The following is a 15,989-nucleotide window of genomic DNA, read 5'->3' on the forward strand; positions in this document are numbered from 1 at the left end:
ACAGTCGCTGTTCCGGCGACGGCCGGGAGCGGCACCGATGCGTGCTCCGGCGAGGTCCGCCGCGCGTGCGCGATGCGCGGGTACCACCGCGGTGCGGAAGCTGTCCATTTCCGGCAGTGGTGCGCGGTGGCGGGGATAGTCTGCTCGCGGGCGACGAACACGTTCCGCCACGGGAGAGGAAAGGCACCTGATGGGCACGCAAGCGGAGAAGGACGAGCTGTACGCACTCGACATCTCGGGAGTGGAGTGGCTGAGTGCGCCCGGTACCGAGGAGGCCGAGGAGCGCGTCGAGATCGCGCATCTGCCGGGCGGCGCGGTGGCGATGCGGTCCTCGTTGGATCCCGGGACCGTGCTGCGGTACACCGAGGCCGAGTGGACTGCCTTCGTCCTGGGCGCGCGGGACGGCGAGTTCGACCTGAAGTAGTCGCCGTGGCATGACACGAAGAGGGGCACGCCCGTCGGAGCGTGCCCCTCCTCGTGTGCGGCCGCGGGCGGTCAGTACGCCTCGGTGAAGGTGCGCGAAGCCTTGAGGTCCGTGGCGCGGTAGCTGTCCTTGCCGGACTCGATGATCTTGGCGACCTGCTCCAGGCGGTTCTTCATGTGGTCCGCCTTCTCCTTGTACTTGCGCTGCAGGTTCACGTACTCCCGGTGCGCCTCACCGTCCCAGGTGTCGGTGACGATCTTGAGTGAGGCGTCCATCTCCGTGAGGTCGTTGACGATGTCCTGCGAGACCTTGCGGATACGGTTCGCCATCTCCTGGACGCTCTCGTACCTGACCTTGGTGTTCGGGTCGTGCCCCATGTCGTGTCTTCTCCTCGGTGCTCACGTGTGCGGAAGGGGTGGTGCGGCGTGGCTCAGACGGTGTTCAGACCGGAGGTGTTGGCCGACGGAGCCTGGTCCTTGACCGCGTTGAAGGCCGCACGGACCTCCTCGTCATTGGCGTTGCTGAGGTTCTTGGTGCTGCCCACCGCGTTGAGCAGGACGTTGAGGAGCCGGCGGATCTCGTCGTGGTCCTCGTTGATCATGATCTGCGCGGAGGTGAACCCCGAGGCGCCGACACCCGTCCATCCGGCGGCGGCCGTCGCGAGGATGTCCGCCAGCTCCCTGGACTGCCGGGACACCCCCTGGGCCGTCTCGATGATCTTGTTCTTCGCCTGGACGATCGGATCGTCGGCGAGTCCGAAACCGCCTGCGGGATTGGTCATCCGGAGGTCCTATCTCTCAGTTCCCGGGCCTGCCCGCGTGTCGCGGTCAGGCTTCTTCCTGCCCCCGTGTGCTCCGGCAAAGGGGTGGGGAAAGCACGGGACCGGGCAGCGCGTCGTCGGCATTTCCGCGCTCCGAAATCGGACTCGGCCACTTCTCGTTCCCCCGTCACACACGTGAAGTCTGCTACCACCCTAGTCATTTCGTCGGCTCTCCCCAACTGTGGTTCGGGAAGGCCGAGTCACCGCTTCGGACGGGCGGTGTCATCGCGGCGCGCGCCTTCGGCGGACGTCCCGGACGACCGTCGCGGTCCCGGCGATCACACTGACCACGACGGCCGCCGCGGCGAGCGCGTAGGTGGCGTACCGCTCGTCGCGCTCCTGCGGGGTCTCCGAGAGGGAGAGGTGCGCGGGCTCGGGGGCGGGGGCCCTGGGCGGTGCCGGGTCGGGATGCGGGGCGTCCTGCGGGGCGTCGTCGCCGGACAGGGCACGGACCGGGTCGACCACGCCCCAGCCGACGAAGGCGTCGTGGCCGGTGACGGAGCGCTCGGCGGTCTGCTCGATCCGGGCGACGATCTGGGCCGCCGTCCACTTCGGGTACTTGGCGCGCATCAGGGCGGCGACCCCGGCGACGTACGGGGCGGAGAAGCTCGTGCCGTTGTCGGTGCACTGGCCGTTGCCCGGGACGGTGGAGACGATGTCGACGCCCGGTGCGGCGACCCCGACGAACTCCCCGGCCTGGGAGAAGGGGGCGCGCTCGTTGTTGCGGTCGGAGGAGGCGACGGCAAGGACCCCGTCGAAGGCCGCGGGATAGGTGAGCTTCAGCTTGCCGTCCATGCCGTCGTTGCCCGCGGAGGCGACCACGACGATGTTCTTGGCGAGCGCCCTGGCCACCGCCCGGCCGAGGGCGGACGTCTGCGTCAGGGGTTTGGTCGTGTCCTGGGAGATGTTGATGACGTGGGCCCCCTTGGCGATCGCGTGGTCGATCGCGGTGGCCATCGTGGTGTCCTTGCCGCTGTTCTTCTCGTCGTTCTGGCGGATCGGGATGATCGTGGCCTCGGGGGCCAGCCCGACGAATCCGGTGCCCTTTCGGGGGCGGGCGGCGATGATGCCCGCGACCTTGGTGCCGTGTCCGACCTCGTCGACCGTGCCGTCGCTCTTGCCGCCCTTGAGGTAGTCGGCGCCCGCCGAGGTGTCGACGGCCGACTTGAGCTGGGGATTGACGTTGTCGACGCCGGTGTCGATGACCGCGACGCGTACGCCCTTGCCCTTGGTGTCCTGCCACAGTTCGTCCAGCAGGACGCGCTGCAGCGACCAGGGGCGGCCCTCGTACTGCCGCTTCATCGGGAAAGTGCATTCGCCACTGCCGTCCACGCCCAGCGCGCCGGGGTCCCGGGCTCCGTCGGGGGCGTACGCGGCTGTGGGCGCCGCCAGTGCGAGCAGCATGGCGACGACCGCCGTCGGCAGGACCGTCCTGCGGTACGACATCTGTTCCTCTCCCCCGGCGTCCGCGATGCCCGCGGCGCTCCGGAACGTCATGAACCCTGGGGCTGGCGGGCGCTGTTGGTGTCGAGCCGGGGGCCCTTGGACAGGAAGTCCGACCAGGCGATCGGTACGAGGGCGGGCGTCACCTTCTCGTATCCGAGCCTGCTCTGCGCCTGGCTGGGCTCGGGGCGGCCGTCCGACTGCTTCTGCCCGTCGCCGGCGCCGATGTCGGAGCGCCGGGCATCGCTGTCGCCGTTCGCCTGGACCGCGTACCGCAGTCCGGTGTCCGTCACCAGGAAGAGCGATCCGTCGGGACTGGTCCCCCGGACCTGGGTGTAGAGCAGGCCGCTGCCGGGGGTCACATAGGTGCTGGTGCCTCCGGCGCCGATGGTGGCGGGGTAGGCGGTGCCCGCCCAGGTGCTCAGGGTCGTACGTCCCGAGCCGTCGACCTTGCGCAGCACGCTGCAGATGGTGTCGCGGCTGCCGCTGCCGCCCTCCGCGGAGTTCACCTGGTCGGCCTTGCGGGCCGGCCAGCGTGCGGCCTGTCCGGCGAACGGCGCCGCATCGGGCACGAAGTCCTGCAGACCGACGGCGCGCGCCTCGCCGTCCAGGTTGAGGACGGCCGTCTGCGGGGAGCTGATGAGCAGCCAGGCGGTGAACTCGGAGACCGGCTGCACTTTTCCGTCGAGCACGACGTAGTAACCGGTGCCTTCGCCGGTCTTGGTCCTGAGGACCATGCCGACCCTGTTCTCCTCGGCGGAGAGCTGCCCTTCGACGTGGGCCGGGGCGCCGACGGTGCCCGGGATCCGCGGAAAGACGATCGGGCTGCCGTCGTGCAGGGTGGCCAGCCAGTCGTCGGTGACGGACTGCGGCCGCATGCTGCCGACCAGGGCGTTGGTCAGATGGCCGTTGTCCGCGGCGGTCTCCTTGATGCGGTACTTGGTGCCGCCCGCGTCGACGAGATAGCGGGCCCGGTCCTGTCCCTGCACGTACAGCACCTGGCCGCCGACGAGCCTCCTGCTGCCCTCGGTCAGCCCGGTGTCGCGTTCACCGAAGACGAAGGCGGCCTTCTGCACGGTGTTGCCCTTGCCGCCCGGCTGCACGCAGACGGCCCACCGCTTGGCCGTGCCGGCGTCCTTCGCGTCGGGCAGCCGGTCGGGGGCGTAGGGGATGCCCAGGATCGGTCCGCGCGGGGGTTTGCCCGCGTCCAGGACCTCGTCGGCGACCTGGATGACGTCGTAGTTCTGCGGGTTGAGGAGCAGCCGGGCCGAGGCGAGGTTCAGCACGGGGTGCAGGAGGGTCTTCTTCTTGCCGTCCTGGCCGGTGGTGAGCACGACGTAGCGGGTGGTGGACTTCTTGCCGACGATCACCTTGGTGCCGGGCTTGTCCCAGTCCTTGGGCGCGGTGGGCTTGAACATGCCGAAGGCGCCGAAGCCCGCGAGGATCAGCGCGCCGACGACCATGCTGGGAAGGACCGCGCGCAGCGGTCGCGGAGCGCCCTCCTCGGTGCCGGTGGGCGAGGGTTGGAGGAATGCCGCCACCGTACGTTTCTTCGCAAAGGTGTATGCGTTGAGCTCATCCCGCCGTGATGCCATGAGTCGCTTTTCTCCCGTGTCTCCCCGCGCGGCACCAGGAGCGGTCGCTTCCGGCCCCCGTGCCGGGCCCGCGATGCCGGACCTCGGTGCCGGACCGGCCCCTACTATGCCTGCTGACCGTCGGTGACGGTGGGCCGGGTAGGGTGTTCCAGCCGCCGAAGCCCCGTACGGGGCAGGCGGAATACGGGCGGAGTTGGGGACTGATGAACGGGGGGAATGCCGGAATGACGGCTTCCGCGACACGGACGCGTCCGGCCGGGAACGCACATGCCCCCGCTGCTCCCCCGGCCGGTGGGCCACCGGCCTCCCGCGGCCCCGCCCGGGGCTCGCGCGGACGGGCCGCCGGCCGGCTCGGCAGGCTTCCCGGGTTGTTCGGTTCGTTCCGATTGCAACAGCTCGTGCTGCTGGAGATCGCGGCCGCGCTGCTGCTCACGGCATGGGTGATCGAACCCCTGTTGCTGGCCCCGGCCGCCGTTCTGGCCGCGCTGCTGGTGCTGTTGGCCGTCGTGCGCAGACACCGCCGCTCGCTCCCGGAGTGGCTGGGCACCGTGCTTTCGCTGCGCGCGCGCTCCCGCAGGGCCGGTTCGCTGGAGCTTCCCGCAGGCACGGAGCCGGGAATCGCGCCCGTCGTCGAGTGCGATCCGGCGCTGCGTACGTATTCCTTCAGCGACCGTGACCGGCGGCCCGTGGGCATGATCGGTGACGGTACGTTCGTCACGGCCGTGCTCCAGGTGGAGTCGGACGCCACGGCGCTCAGGCCGGACCGGTCCGCGCAGCCACTGCCACTGGAGCTCGTGAGGGACGTTCTCGAAGTCGACGGCATCCGGCTGGAGTCGGCGCAGATCGTGCAGCACACCCAGCCCGCACCCGCCCCGCATCTGCCCCCGCAGTCCGTCGCCGCGCGCAACTACGCACCGCTGCAGGCACAGACGGGTTCACCCGCCGTCCGGATCACCTGGATCGCGCTGAAGCTGGCCCCGGAGCTGTGTCCCGAGGCGGTACAGGCGCGCGGCGGCGGCATCACGGGTGCGCAGAAGTGTGTGGTGCGCGCGGCCGACCAGCTGTCCAGCAGGCTGACCGGGGCGGGTTTCCGCGCAACGGTGCTGACCGAGCAGGAGCTGACGTCCGCCCTCGCGACCTCGGTCTGTGCCAGTGCGCCGGCCATGGCGCAGGCCGGCCGGACCGGGACGCCGGCGCGGCGTACCGAGGAGACCTCGCGGACGTGGCGCTGCGACGACCGGTGGCACACCACCTACTGGGTGGCCCGCTGGCCGCAGTTCGGCGAGGGCGGCGGGGGCGCGGCGATGCCGCAGCTCGTCGCGCTGCTCACCTCGATGCCCGCGCTCGCCACGACGTTCAGTCTCACGCTGGGGCACGGCGAACGGCAGGGCGTCTCGATCACCGGGCACATCCGGATCACCGGGCGCAGCGACGAGGAACTGCTGGGCGCCCGGCATGAGTTGGAGCGCACCGCGCGCGGCGTCCGGACCTCGCTGGTCCGGCTCGACCGCGAGCAGCTGCCCGGTGTGCTCGCCACGCTGCCGCTCGGGGGTACCCGCTGATGTCCGTACCCACGCATGCCCGTGCCCGGCTCGGCTTCGGGCTGATCGGTCCGCGTCGCGGACGGCAGTCGGTCTCGCTCGACCAGTTGGCGTCACTGGCCCTGCCGGTCGGTGACGACGGCATGGTGATCGGCGTGGACGCCCACGGCCGCCCCGCCGTGCTCGGCGTCAACCGGCCGACCCCGTACGACATCACGCTGATCGGCGGGCTGTGGACGGCGCAGGTGTTCGCGCTGCGGGCCGCCGCGACCGGCGCGCGGATCGTCGTGGAGACCGGGCGGGCCCAGACCTGGACGGGACTTGCGCACGCCGCGGGCGGCGGTCAGCCGTGCATCACGCTGCACGATGTGGGACGGGTGCCGCCGCAGGGGCCGTCGGCCGGTGCGCCGGTGGTCGTGGTGCGGGACTGCGGCATGCGGCCGCCACGCGGGCGCGTGGTGTCCGGACCGTGGCAGTCGGTGCTGACACTCCTGCCCTATCTGAGTCCGGTGGCGCCGAGACTGATCGAGAAGTCGGCTCTGGTCGGCATTCAACGGGTGTCTCCGGACGAAGCGGCACAGCTCGGCCGCATCCTGAATCTTCCGGCCGCCGAGACGCAGGCGCTGTCCACCCTGGCGGACGGGGTCACCCTCTGGTGCTCGGGGCAGGACCGGCAGTTCGTGATGACCCAGGCGACCGATGCCGAGACCGGACTGCTGGGCGGCGCGCGCCGGATGGACTGACGGGCTCCGGCTTCCTCATGGCGCGCACAGAACGTTCGTCATTCCATACGTAGTTGCACGAGTTTGACCGTTTCGCCCTTCACGTTGTGCCGTACTCGGTTCGCTTGGGGGCAGTGCGTGATGTACGGGACAGCTCTTGCGGTGCCGTACGGCCTGCCGGAGCGGGCCCCATGACGATTAGGGTGGGTCCGGGCGCGGCAGAAGAACCTGCGGGCAGGCGATGCGGGGCCCGGGGGGAGAGCCGGGCGGTCTGGAAGTCGGAAACGGTCGCCCCCACCCACCACGGCACAAGGGTGCTCGACCACACCAGGAGGCAAAGTGAACGGCGATCGGGACGAGATCCGCGGGGGCTGGAACAAGCCCGTCGACGAGTCGTCCGACGCGGAGCCCGCCGAGATGACGGGTGAGTTCACCATCGACTACACCCCGCCCGCCTGGTACACGCAGAACGCGCCGGGGGACTCGTCGGGCGGTGCCGGAACACACCTGGCGCCGCCTCCGCCGCCCAACGGGGCGCCGTTGTCCGTGCCCCCGCCGCCGGCCGGGGGCGGTTTCGACCCCGACTGGGCTCCGGCACCACCCGCGCCGGCTCCGGTTCGGTCCGCGGCGGGGGACCCCACGCCCACCCCTGCCCCGGCTCCTGCCGAGGGGACCGCGGCGGCGGCTCCCGACGGGATGACGGACCCGTTCGGGGGCGGCGATGTGGAGAGCGGCGCGACGATGCGATTCTCCCCGGCCGCACTGAAGCGCGAGATCGCGGAGCGCGAGGATACGTCGAGGAACGCGAACGCGGGCGCGGACGGCTCGGGTTCGGGTACAGGGTTGGCGGGAGCCGGTGCCGGTGCCGGTGCCGGTATCCACGGTGCCGACGGCACGGGCGAGAGCGAGGCGTCCGTTTCCGAGCCCGTTTCCGACTCCGCACCGGTGGCGGACACGAACGCCGATGAGCCGGACGGCGCCGCCGTCGCGGATTCCGGTGCCGACGCCGCGGCGACCACCGGGGTTCCGGCCGATGTCGCGGGTGGCGCCGCCGACGAGCCCGAGGGCTCCGCGCCCTCCGACGCCGTCACGGACGCCGTACCGCAGGACGCACCGCCCCCCGCCGTACCGCAGGACGCACCGGCTCCCGCCGCGCCGACCCCCTGGGCCCCGGGGCCGCCGCAGGCCGGTCTGCCGCCGCTGCCGCCCGCTTTCCAGCCCGCCGCGCCGCAGCCCCTCGCGCCCCAGCCGGCGCAGCACTGGCCCGCCTCCGGCCCGGCAGCCCAGGGGCAGCCCGGCGGCTACGGATTCCCCAACGCCGCAGCGCCTCAAGCGCCGCAGTCGCCGCAGGGCGGTTACGGGTTCCCGCAGCAGCCCGCGCCCCCGGCGCAACAGACACCGCCGCAGGGCGGTTACGGGTTCCCGCAGCCGCCTCGGACGGCGCTGCCCCCTCAGGCCCCGCACGTGCCCCAGCAGTCGCAGCCGTCCCAGGGTCCGCAGGCACCTCAGGCACCTCAGTGGCCCGCGCAGCAGGGCGTTCCCCTGCCCCCGCAGGCCCCCCAGCGGCCGGCCCAGGGCGCTCCGCCCCATCTGCCCGCGCAGCAGCCCATGCCCCCTGCGCCACAGCAACAGCAACAGCAACAGCAACAGCAGGCCCCCGCGCAGGGACAGCCCATCGACCCGCGTACCGGGGCAGCCTGGCCGACGCCGGTGACCCACGACCAGCGCGAGCGTTCCGTGCCCGGCGCCCCGCTCGGCTACACGGCGGCGGTGGAACTCTCCTCCGACCGACTCGTCCGGGGCAAGCAGAAGGCGAAGAGCAGCCGTACGCCGTCCGGCGCGGCCCGCTTCAAGCTGGGCGGCAAGAAGGAGGAGGCCGAGCGGCAGCGCAAGCTCGACCTGATCCGTACACCCGTGCTGTCCTGCTACCGGATCGCGGTCATCAGCCTCAAGGGCGGCGTCGGCAAGACCACGACGACCACCGCCCTCGGCGCGACCCTGGCCACCGAGCGCCAGGACAAGATCCTCGCCATCGACGCCAACCCGGACGCGGGCACGCTCGGCCGCCGGGTGCGACGGGAGACCGGGGCCACCATCCGTGACCTGGTCCAGGCGATCCCGTACCTCAACTCGTACATGGACATCCGCCGCTTCACCTCCCAGGCGCCCTCCGGCCTGGAGATCATCGCCAACGACGTGGACCCGGCGGTCTCCACGACGTTCAACGACGAGGACTACCGGCGCGCCATCGACGTGCTGGGCAAGCAGTACCCGATCATCCTCACCGACTCGGGCACCGGTCTGCTCTACAGCGCGATGCGTGGAGTGCTGGACCTCGCCGACCAGTTGATCATCATCTCGACGCCGTCGGTCGACGGTGCGTCCAGCGCGTCCACCACGCTGGACTGGCTGTCGGCGCACGGGTACGCGGAACTCGTGCAGCGTTCCATCACCGTGATCTCCGGTGTCCGGGAGACCGGCAAGATGATCAAGGTCGATGACATCGTGCAGCACTTCGAGACACGCTGCCGCGGCGTGGTCGTCGTACCGTTCGACGAGCATCTGGCGGCGGGCGCCGAGGTCGACCTCGACATGATGCGCCCCAAGACCCGCGAGGCGTACTTCAATCTGTCCGCCATGGTCGCCGAGGACTTCGCACGCGCCCAGCAGCAACAGGGACTGTGGACGTCGAACGGCGCCAACCCGCCCCCGCAGTACGCCCCGCCGATGCCCGGCCAGCAGCAGTACGCCCCTCAGCAGCAGCCCCAGCAGCCCTACCCACCGCAGCAACAGCCGCCGTACGGTGGCCCGCAGCCCCAGCAGCCTTATCCGCCGCACGCCGGCCCCGGAGTGCAACAGAACGGCTGGCAGCAGTCGTTGCCCTCCCAGGCGCAGTCCGCGGCGAGCCCGGCCGGCCCGCCGCAGCCGCACCAGCAGCCCGGACAGCCAGGTCACCCGGGTCAGCCGACCCCGCCCGAGCCGCAGAGTCCCCTCCCGCCCGCCGGTTGGCCGCAGCAGCCGCCGCCAGCGCCTCAGCAGTAAGGCAACAGAGGTCTGAACCAATGAGGGCCCGCACCGTCTCCACGGTGCGGGCCCTCCGCGCATTCCCGCAGACCACAAGCCGTTTCGATGACCGTTGACGCGGCTCGACAACCGCTGATAAACCTTCGCTTCACCAGCTGGCGAACCACAGATCAACCCGCCTTCTCCGTGCGAGTCATGACGCGAGGTCCCTGACCATGGTCGAAAGAGTTCCACCACCCTCCGCCCAGCCACGCTCACGTCTGCGTGTCCTCCTGGCCTCCGGTGCCGCCGCTCTGGCGCTGACCGCCGGATCCATCGTCCCGGGCGTGCCCCTGGGTGCCGCACCGCAGCAGGCGCAGGCCGCCGACAGCGGCAAGTCGACGCTGACCGTCGCCGTCGCTCAGAGCGTCGACTCCCTGAGCCCGTTCCTCGCTCAGAAGCTGATGAGCACGAGCATCAGCCGGCTCATGTACGACTTCCTGACGAACTACGACCCCAAGGACAACCACGCGGTCCCCGCCCTCGCCACCAAGTGGGAGCCGTCCGCGGACAAGTTGACCTGGACGTACACCATCCGGTCCGACTCCAAGTGGTCGGACGGCCGGCAGGCCACCGCCGAGGACGCGGCATGGACGTTCAACAAGATGATGACCGACGAGGGCGCCGCGCAGGCCAACGGCAACTTCGTCGCGAACTTCAAGAAGGTGACGGCTCCGAGCCCGACGCAGCTGGTCATCGAGCTCAAGGAGCCACAGGCCACCATGGCCGCGCTCGACGTGCCGATAGTCCCGAAGCACGTCTGGGAAAAGGTCGGTGACTTCTCCAAGTTCAACAACGACACGAAGTTCCCGATCGTCGGCAACGGGCCGTTCATCCTGACGGACTACAAGGTCGACCAGTACGTGAAGCTCAAGCCCAACAAGAGCTTCTGGCGCGGTGCGCCGAAGTTCGACGAGCTGGTCTTCAAGACGTACAAGGACCAGGACGCCGCGGTCGCCGCACTGCGCAAGGGCGAGGTCTCCTTCGTCGCCGGCTCCCCCGCGCTGACGCCCGCCCAGGCCGCGTCCCTCAAGGGCGAGAAGAATGTCAAGGTCAACGAGGGTCCGGGCCGCCGCTTCTTCGCGCTGGCCACCAACCCGGGCGCGCAGACCAAGGACGGCAAGAAGTTCGGCGACGGCAACAAGGCCCTTCTCGACCAGAAGGTGCGCCAGGCCCTCTTCCTGTCGATCGACCGCAAGACCATCATCGACAAGGTCTTCCAGGGCCACGCCGTCGAGGGTCAGGGCTACATCCCGCCGCGCTTCTCCACGTACTTCTGGCAGCCCTCCGCCGACCAGAGCCTCGCCTACGACCCGGCCAAGGCGGCCAAGCTCCTCGACGAGGCGGGCTACCGGCTCAAGGGCGACCAGCGCGTCGGCAAGGACGGCAAGCCGCTCGACCTGCGCATCCTGTGCCACGCCACGGACCCGAACGACAAGGCAATAGGGAAGTACCTCAAGGAGTGGTGGGGCAAGCTCGGCATCGGGCTCAAGGTCGACTGTCTCGACGACGTCTCGGTGCCGTGGTACGCCGGTGAGTACGACCTCGCCTTCGACGGCTGGTCGGTCAACCCGGACCCGGACTTCATCCTCGGCATCCACACCTGTGACGCCCTGCCGGCGAAGGCCAAGGAGAGCGCCACCACCGACAACTTCATCTGCGACAAGACGTACGACGAGCTCTACAAGAAGCAACTCGCCGAGTACGACCCGGCCAAGCGTGCGGACATCGTCAAGCAGATGCAGTCGTGGATGTACGACTCGGGGTACATGAACATCATCGCGTACCCGAACGCGGTCGAGGCCTACCGCACCGACCAGATCAAGTCGATCAAGACCATGCCCGAGGCGGCGGGCAACATCTACGGCCAGGACGGGTACTGGAGCTGGTGGTCGGCCGTTCCGGCGGGCAGCAGCAGTTCGGACAGCTCCGGCGGGTCCGGCTCCACCGGAGTCGTCGTAGGGATCATCGTGGTGGTCGTGGTACTCGCCGGTGGCGGACTGTTCATCGCGATGCGCCGCCGCACCACTGCGGACGACCGGGAGTAGTCACGCGGACGGATGGAGAGGGCCGGCCGGGGCGGCGCGCCGCCGCCCCGCCGGTTTCCTCCAAGTGCAGCACGAGTAACGAGAGTTCCCCATGACAGCTGAAAGCACTCCGGCGCTCGTGCAGATCGCGGATGCGGACACCGAAGGTCCGGCTCAGGCCGGCCCGGCGGCCGCCCGCGGCCCACGGGCGCGTAACACCAAGGCCTACCTCCAGTACGTGGCGGCCAAGATCGTGGGAGCGGCCGTCTCCCTGTTCGCGGTCCTGGTCACCAGCTTCTTCCTCTTCCGGCTCATTCCCAGCGACCCGGTGAAGCAGATGACGGGCGGCCGTCCCGTCTCCGCCGAACAGCTCCAGTCGCTGCGTCATCAGTTCGGCCTCGACCAGCCGATGTGGCGGCAGTTCACCAGCTACGTCGGCGACGCCCTCACGGGCGACTTCGGCACTTCGTTCCAGTTCCACACGCCCGTCATCGACAAGATCACCGAGGCGCTCCCCGCGACCCTTCTCCTCACCGGCACGTCGTACGTCCTGTACACCGCGCTCGGCATCTGGCTCGGCACCCGTACCGCGTGGCGCAACGGCTCCATGAGCGACCGCTTCAACACGGCCTTCGCGCTGACGCTCTACTCGGTGCCGTCGTTCTGGCTGGGCCTGCTCCTGATCATCGTCTTCTCGGTGGGCATCGGACCGATCCCCGGGATGTTCCCGACCGGCGGAATGCAATCGGGCGGCGAGAGCGGATTCGCGTACATCCTCGATGTGGCGCATCACCTGGTCCTCCCGGTGATCACGCTGGTCGCGGTCGGGTACGCGCAGACGCTTCTGGTGATGCGCTCCTCACTGCTGGACGAGATGGGCAGCGACTATCTGACGACGGCCCGCGCGAAGGGGCTGCGGGACGACGTCGTACGCCGCAAGCACGCCGTGCCGAACGCGATGCTGCCGACGTTCACGCTGATGTTCGTGAACCTGGGGCATGTGGTCGCCGGGCAGATCCTGGTCGAGACGGTGTTCTCCTGGCCCGGCCTCGGCGGTCTCTTCTACCAGGCGCTCAGCGTGCCCGATCTTCCCCTCGTGCAAGGGCTGTTCTTCGTCTTCGCCACCGCTGTGATCCTGGCGAACACCCTTGCAGATGTGCTCTATCCGCTGCTCGATCCCCGGGTGGGCCGATGACGACCGAATCCATGCCCACGCCCACGAAGGCCGAACCGGCCGGGAATCCGCGGGCGCTGGCCCGCGCCCGCAAGCGGCAGTCCGCCGCCCGGTTCTGGCGGGAGTACCGCAAGCACAGGAGCGGATTGTGGGGTCTGGGCGCCCTCGTCCTGATCGCGCTGATCGCTCTGTTCGCGCCGCAGCTCGTCGGCGCCGACTCCCAGAGCGTCACCGACGCGCCCGGCGGGGCGCTGGAGTCTCCGAGCGGTGAATTCCCGCTCGGCACCGATCAGTTCGGACGCAGCGTGCTGGCCCTGCTGGTCTGGGGCACCCGTGTCTCATTGACGGTGGGCCTGCTCGCTGCATTCCTGTGCGTCGCCATCGGCACGGTCGTCGGCATCGTCGCGGGGCACTTCCACGGCTGGTACTCGACGGTCCTGATGCGGATCACCGACTGGTTCCTGGTGATGCCGACCCTGGTCCTCGCGATCGCGCTCGCCACCGTGATGGACCGCTCGATGTGGACGGTCATCATCGCGATCGGCGTCACGACCTGGCCGACCACGGCCCGGCTGGTCCGCGCCCAGACCCTGGCCGTGGAGTCCCGCCCGTACATCGAGCGGGCCCGCGCCCTGGGCGGCGGCCATGGACACATCATGGTCCGGCACGTCCTGCCGAACGTGATGCCGCTGGTCCTCGCGCAGACCACGCTGGTGATCTCCAGCGCGATCCTCACCGAGGCCACCCTGGCGTTCCTCGGCCTGAGCGACCCGACCACCACCTCCTGGGGCGGCATGCTCCAGGACGCCCGTGAGGCGGGCGCGGTGAGCGCGGGCGACTGGTGGTACCTGGCGCCTCCCGGCATCGCCATCGCCCTGGTGGCCCTGTCATTCACGCTGTGCGGCCGCGCCATCGAGTCCGTCCTCAATCCCAAGCTGGGGGTGGCCCGTTGAGCACGACGAGCATCCACAAGTCGCCGCTTCTCGACGTACGGGACCTCACGGTGACGTACGCCGGTGGGGCGCAGGCGGTCCGCGGCGTGAACCTCACCGTCGACGCGGGGCAGAAGCTCGGCATCGCCGGTGAGTCGGGCTGCGGGAAGTCGACGCTGGCGCTCGCCCTGCTGCGACTGCTGCCCACCGGGACGAAGGTCTCCGGCGAGATCCTGCTGAACGGCGAGGACGTCCTCACCATGAAGTGGGGCCAGGTCAGGGCGGTGCGCTGGGCGGGGGCGTCGATCGTGTTCCAGGGCGCGATGCACTCGCTGAACGCGGTGCACCGCATCGGGGACCAGATCGCCGAGCCGATCCTGCTGCACCGGAAGGCGACTCAGGCGGGGGCGACGAAGAAGGTCGGCGAGCTCCTGGAACAGGTGGGACTGCCGGCCGCCCGTGCGAGCGCGTATCCGCACGAGCTCTCCGGCGGGCAGCGGCAGCGCGTGATGATCGCGATGGCGCTCGCCTGCGATCCCGGACTGATCATCGCGGACGAGCCGACCACGGCTCTCGATGTGATGATCCAGGCCCAGATCCTGCGGCTGATCGAGCAGTTGGTGTCCGAACAGGACCTCGGCCTGATCATGATCAGCCATGACCTCGCGGTGCTCTCGGACACCTGTGACCGGCTCGCGGTGATGTACGCGGGCCGGGTCGTGGAGGAGGGCCCGGCGTCCGAGGTCTACGAGAACGCGCACCACCCGTACGGCAAGGCCCTGTCCGGCGCGTTTCCGCGCATCGGTGACCCGGCCTCCCGGTTCGCGCCACGCGGGCTGCCCGGTGACCCGCCGGACCCGTCGGCGCTGCCCGGCGGCTGCACGTTCCATCCGCGCTGCCCGGTGGCCCTGGAGTCCTGCACGACGCAGGACCAGGAGCTGCGCGAGGCGGGGCCGGAGCGGCGGGCCGCCTGTGTGCTGGTGGAGGCGGGGGCGACGGCCACGTCCCCGGCCCGGCCGGATGCCGAGGAAGCAAGGTGCACATCATGACCACCACCACTCCCCTGCTCAGCGCGGAGGATCTGAAGGTCACCTTCCCAGGCCGGCGCGGGGCCGCACCGGCGCGGGCCGTGGACAGCGTGGATCTGGACATCCGGCCCGGCGAGATCGTCGCGCTGGTCGGCGAGTCGGGCTGCGGCAAGACGACGCTGGCGCGCTCGCTGCTGGGTCTGGTCCCGCCGACGTCCGGGCGGGTGACCTTCGGCGGGCAGCCGCTCGACTATGCGAGCCGTGCGCTGAAGGCGTACCGCAAGCGGGTCCAGCTGGTGCTCCAGGACCCCAGCGGTTCACTCAATCCGCGGCACACGGTGTACGACGCCGTCGCGGAGGGCCTGCGGATCCACGGGTACGGGGGCGACGAGCGGGCCGCCGTCGCCGAGGCGCTGTCGCGGGCGGGACTGCGCCCTCCGGAGCGGTTCTTCCTGCGCTATCCGCACGAGCTGTCGGGCGGCCAGCGCCAGCGGGTCGTGATCGCGGGCGCGCTCGTGCTGGAGCCCGAACTCATCGTGGCCGACGAGCCGGTGGCCTCGCTGGACGCTTCGGTGCGGGGCGAGATCCTGGCCCTGCTGCTGCGGTTGCGGGACGAGCTCGGCCTGTCCGCACTGGTGGTCACGCACGACCTCGGCCTGGCGTGGAACATCGCCGACCGGGTCGCGGTGATGTACCTCGGGAGGATCGTGGAGACGGGCGAGGTGGAGCAGATCCTCACCTCTCCGCAGCACCCGTACACCCAGGCATTGTTGTCGGTGCTGCCGGAGTCCGGGGACGATCCGGCAATTCTCACCGGCGAGCCGCCGGACCCGTCCAAGGTGCCGTCCGGGTGCCGGTTCCACGTCCGCTGCCAGGTACTGGCCTCGGGCGAGGCGGAGCGGGCGGGCGTCGCGGACGCGTGCCGTACGAAGGATCTGCCGGTGCTCGCGGGCGGCGGGCAGACCCAGGTGGCGTGCCACTGGGCGACCGCGGCGGCGCAGGCGCGGGCGTAGCACGGTGACGGGGCACGCGAGCCCGCCGGGATCCGAACGAAAGGCCCTGAGGGTCTTCCGTTCGGATCAGGCCGGATCAGCGGGCGGGGCCGGTGTCGTGATCGCATGGTTCGCCGTGGAGACCACAAGGCGCACGCCTGAGGCGCTGAACGGCTGACATCTCGCGCGACCGGGCCGGGACCGTCGAGGACGGTCCCGGCCCGGTAG

General features: G+C 70.5%; 13 protein-coding genes. 9 read left to right on the forward strand and 4 right to left on the reverse strand.

Going from position 1 to position 15,989, the window contains the following annotated elements:
• The first annotated feature begins 190 nt into the window (after nucleotides 1-190).
• Complete coding sequence (locus tag ACF1B9_RS34995) at nucleotides 191-424, forward strand: DUF397 domain-containing protein (RefSeq protein ID WP_351084679.1); 234 nt, start codon at nucleotides 191-193, stop codon at nucleotides 422-424.
• Between the two features lie 71 nt (nucleotides 425-495).
• Here ACF1B9_RS34995 and ACF1B9_RS35000 read toward each other — a convergent pair whose 3' ends face one another.
• The 4 genes from ACF1B9_RS35000 to eccB all read right to left on the reverse strand — a co-directional run bounded on the left by ACF1B9_RS35000 (nucleotide 496) and on the right by eccB (nucleotide 4,282).
• Nucleotides 496-801, reverse strand: coding sequence for a WXG100 family type VII secretion target (locus ACF1B9_RS35000; RefSeq protein WP_391746624.1), 306 nt, complete (start codon nucleotides 799-801; stop codon nucleotides 496-498).
• 53 nt (nucleotides 802-854) lie between these two features.
• Nucleotides 855-1,205, reverse strand: coding sequence for a hypothetical protein (locus ACF1B9_RS35005; RefSeq protein WP_351084682.1), 351 nt, complete (start codon nucleotides 1,203-1,205; stop codon nucleotides 855-857).
• Nucleotides 1,206-1,466: 261 nt separating this feature from the next.
• Nucleotides 1,467-2,690: a type VII secretion-associated serine protease mycosin gene (gene mycP / locus ACF1B9_RS35010; RefSeq protein WP_391746645.1), complete on the reverse strand. Its 1,224-nt coding sequence runs from the start codon at nucleotides 2,688-2,690 to the stop codon at nucleotides 1,467-1,469.
• 47 nt (nucleotides 2,691-2,737) lie between these two features.
• Entirely contained in the window at nucleotides 2,738-4,282 is a 1,545-nt protein-coding gene (gene eccB, locus ACF1B9_RS35015) for a type VII secretion protein EccB (protein WP_391746625.1), read from the reverse strand.
• 224 nt (nucleotides 4,283-4,506) lie between these two features.
• On the opposite strand from eccB, the gene eccE reads away from it, so the two are divergent.
• The 8 genes from eccE to ACF1B9_RS35055 all read left to right on the forward strand — a co-directional run bounded on the left by eccE (nucleotide 4,507) and on the right by ACF1B9_RS35055 (nucleotide 15,782).
• Nucleotides 4,507-5,844 (forward strand): type VII secretion protein EccE, encoded by a 1,338-nt coding sequence (gene eccE / locus ACF1B9_RS35020; RefSeq protein WP_391746626.1) that lies wholly within the window; start codon nucleotides 4,507-4,509, stop codon nucleotides 5,842-5,844.
• Complete coding sequence (locus tag ACF1B9_RS35025) at nucleotides 5,844-6,566, forward strand: hypothetical protein (protein ID WP_376279653.1); 723 nt, start codon at nucleotides 5,844-5,846, stop codon at nucleotides 6,564-6,566. The genes eccE and ACF1B9_RS35025 overlap by 1 nt, the downstream gene beginning before the upstream one ends.
• A gap of 318 nt (nucleotides 6,567-6,884) precedes the next feature.
• Nucleotides 6,885-9,587 (forward strand): SCO5717 family growth-regulating ATPase, encoded by a 2,703-nt coding sequence (locus tag ACF1B9_RS35030; protein WP_391746627.1) that lies wholly within the window; start codon nucleotides 6,885-6,887, stop codon nucleotides 9,585-9,587.
• A gap of 197 nt (nucleotides 9,588-9,784) precedes the next feature.
• Nucleotides 9,785-11,656, forward strand: a complete 1,872-nt coding sequence (locus ACF1B9_RS35035) for an ABC transporter substrate-binding protein (protein WP_391746628.1) — start codon at nucleotides 9,785-9,787, stop codon at nucleotides 11,654-11,656.
• 91 nt (nucleotides 11,657-11,747) lie between these two features.
• A complete protein-coding gene (locus tag ACF1B9_RS35040) occupies nucleotides 11,748-12,830 on the forward strand; it encodes an ABC transporter permease (RefSeq protein WP_391746629.1) in 1,083 nt (360 codons plus the stop codon).
• Between the two features lie 11 nt (nucleotides 12,831-12,841).
• Nucleotides 12,842-13,762 carry an ABC transporter permease gene (locus ACF1B9_RS35045; RefSeq protein ID WP_391746630.1) on the forward strand — a complete coding sequence of 307 codons (921 nt, stop codon included), beginning with the start codon at nucleotides 12,842-12,844 and terminating at the stop codon, nucleotides 13,760-13,762.
• Nucleotides 13,759-14,790 carry an ABC transporter ATP-binding protein gene (locus tag ACF1B9_RS35050; protein WP_391746631.1) on the forward strand — a complete coding sequence of 344 codons (1,032 nt, stop codon included), beginning with the start codon at nucleotides 13,759-13,761 and terminating at the stop codon, nucleotides 14,788-14,790. The genes ACF1B9_RS35045 and ACF1B9_RS35050 overlap by 4 nt, the downstream gene beginning before the upstream one ends.
• Nucleotides 14,787-15,782, forward strand: a complete 996-nt coding sequence (locus ACF1B9_RS35055; protein ID WP_391746632.1) for an oligopeptide/dipeptide ABC transporter ATP-binding protein — start codon at nucleotides 14,787-14,789, stop codon at nucleotides 15,780-15,782. Before ACF1B9_RS35050 ends, ACF1B9_RS35055 begins: the two co-directional genes overlap by 4 nt.
• Nucleotides 15,783-15,989: the final 207 nt, after the last annotated feature.

Source organism: Streptomyces sp. NPDC014727 (assembly GCF_043083485.1).
In the GTDB taxonomy this organism is placed as follows: Bacteria; Actinomycetota; Actinomycetes; order Streptomycetales; family Streptomycetaceae; genus Streptomyces.

Excerpts from the sequence above, each read along its gene's own strand:
- ACF1B9_RS34995 (WP_351084679.1), top strand. The coding sequence starts at position 191 with ATGGGCACGCAAGCGGAGAAGGACGAGCTGTACGCACTCGACATCTCG.
- ACF1B9_RS35000 (WP_391746624.1), bottom strand. The coding sequence starts at position 801 with ATGGGGCACGACCCGAACACCAAGGTCAGGTACGAGAGCGTCCAGGAG.
- ACF1B9_RS35005 (WP_351084682.1), bottom strand. The coding sequence starts at position 1,205 with ATGACCAATCCCGCAGGCGGTTTCGGACTCGCCGACGATCCGATCGTC.
- mycP (WP_391746645.1), bottom strand. The coding sequence starts at position 2,690 with ATGTCGTACCGCAGGACGGTCCTGCCGACGGCGGTCGTCGCCATGCTG.
- eccB (WP_391746625.1), bottom strand. The coding sequence starts at position 4,282 with ATGGCATCACGGCGGGATGAGCTCAACGCATACACCTTTGCGAAGAAA.
- eccE (WP_391746626.1), top strand. The coding sequence starts at position 4,507 with ATGACGGCTTCCGCGACACGGACGCGTCCGGCCGGGAACGCACATGCC.
- ACF1B9_RS35025 (WP_376279653.1), top strand. The coding sequence starts at position 5,844 with ATGTCCGTACCCACGCATGCCCGTGCCCGGCTCGGCTTCGGGCTGATC.
- ACF1B9_RS35035 (WP_391746628.1), top strand. The coding sequence starts at position 9,785 with ATGGTCGAAAGAGTTCCACCACCCTCCGCCCAGCCACGCTCACGTCTG.
- ACF1B9_RS35040 (WP_391746629.1), top strand. The coding sequence starts at position 11,748 with ATGACAGCTGAAAGCACTCCGGCGCTCGTGCAGATCGCGGATGCGGAC.
- ACF1B9_RS35045 (WP_391746630.1), top strand. The coding sequence starts at position 12,842 with ATGCCCACGCCCACGAAGGCCGAACCGGCCGGGAATCCGCGGGCGCTG.
- ACF1B9_RS35055 (WP_391746632.1), top strand. The coding sequence starts at position 14,787 with ATGACCACCACCACTCCCCTGCTCAGCGCGGAGGATCTGAAGGTCACC.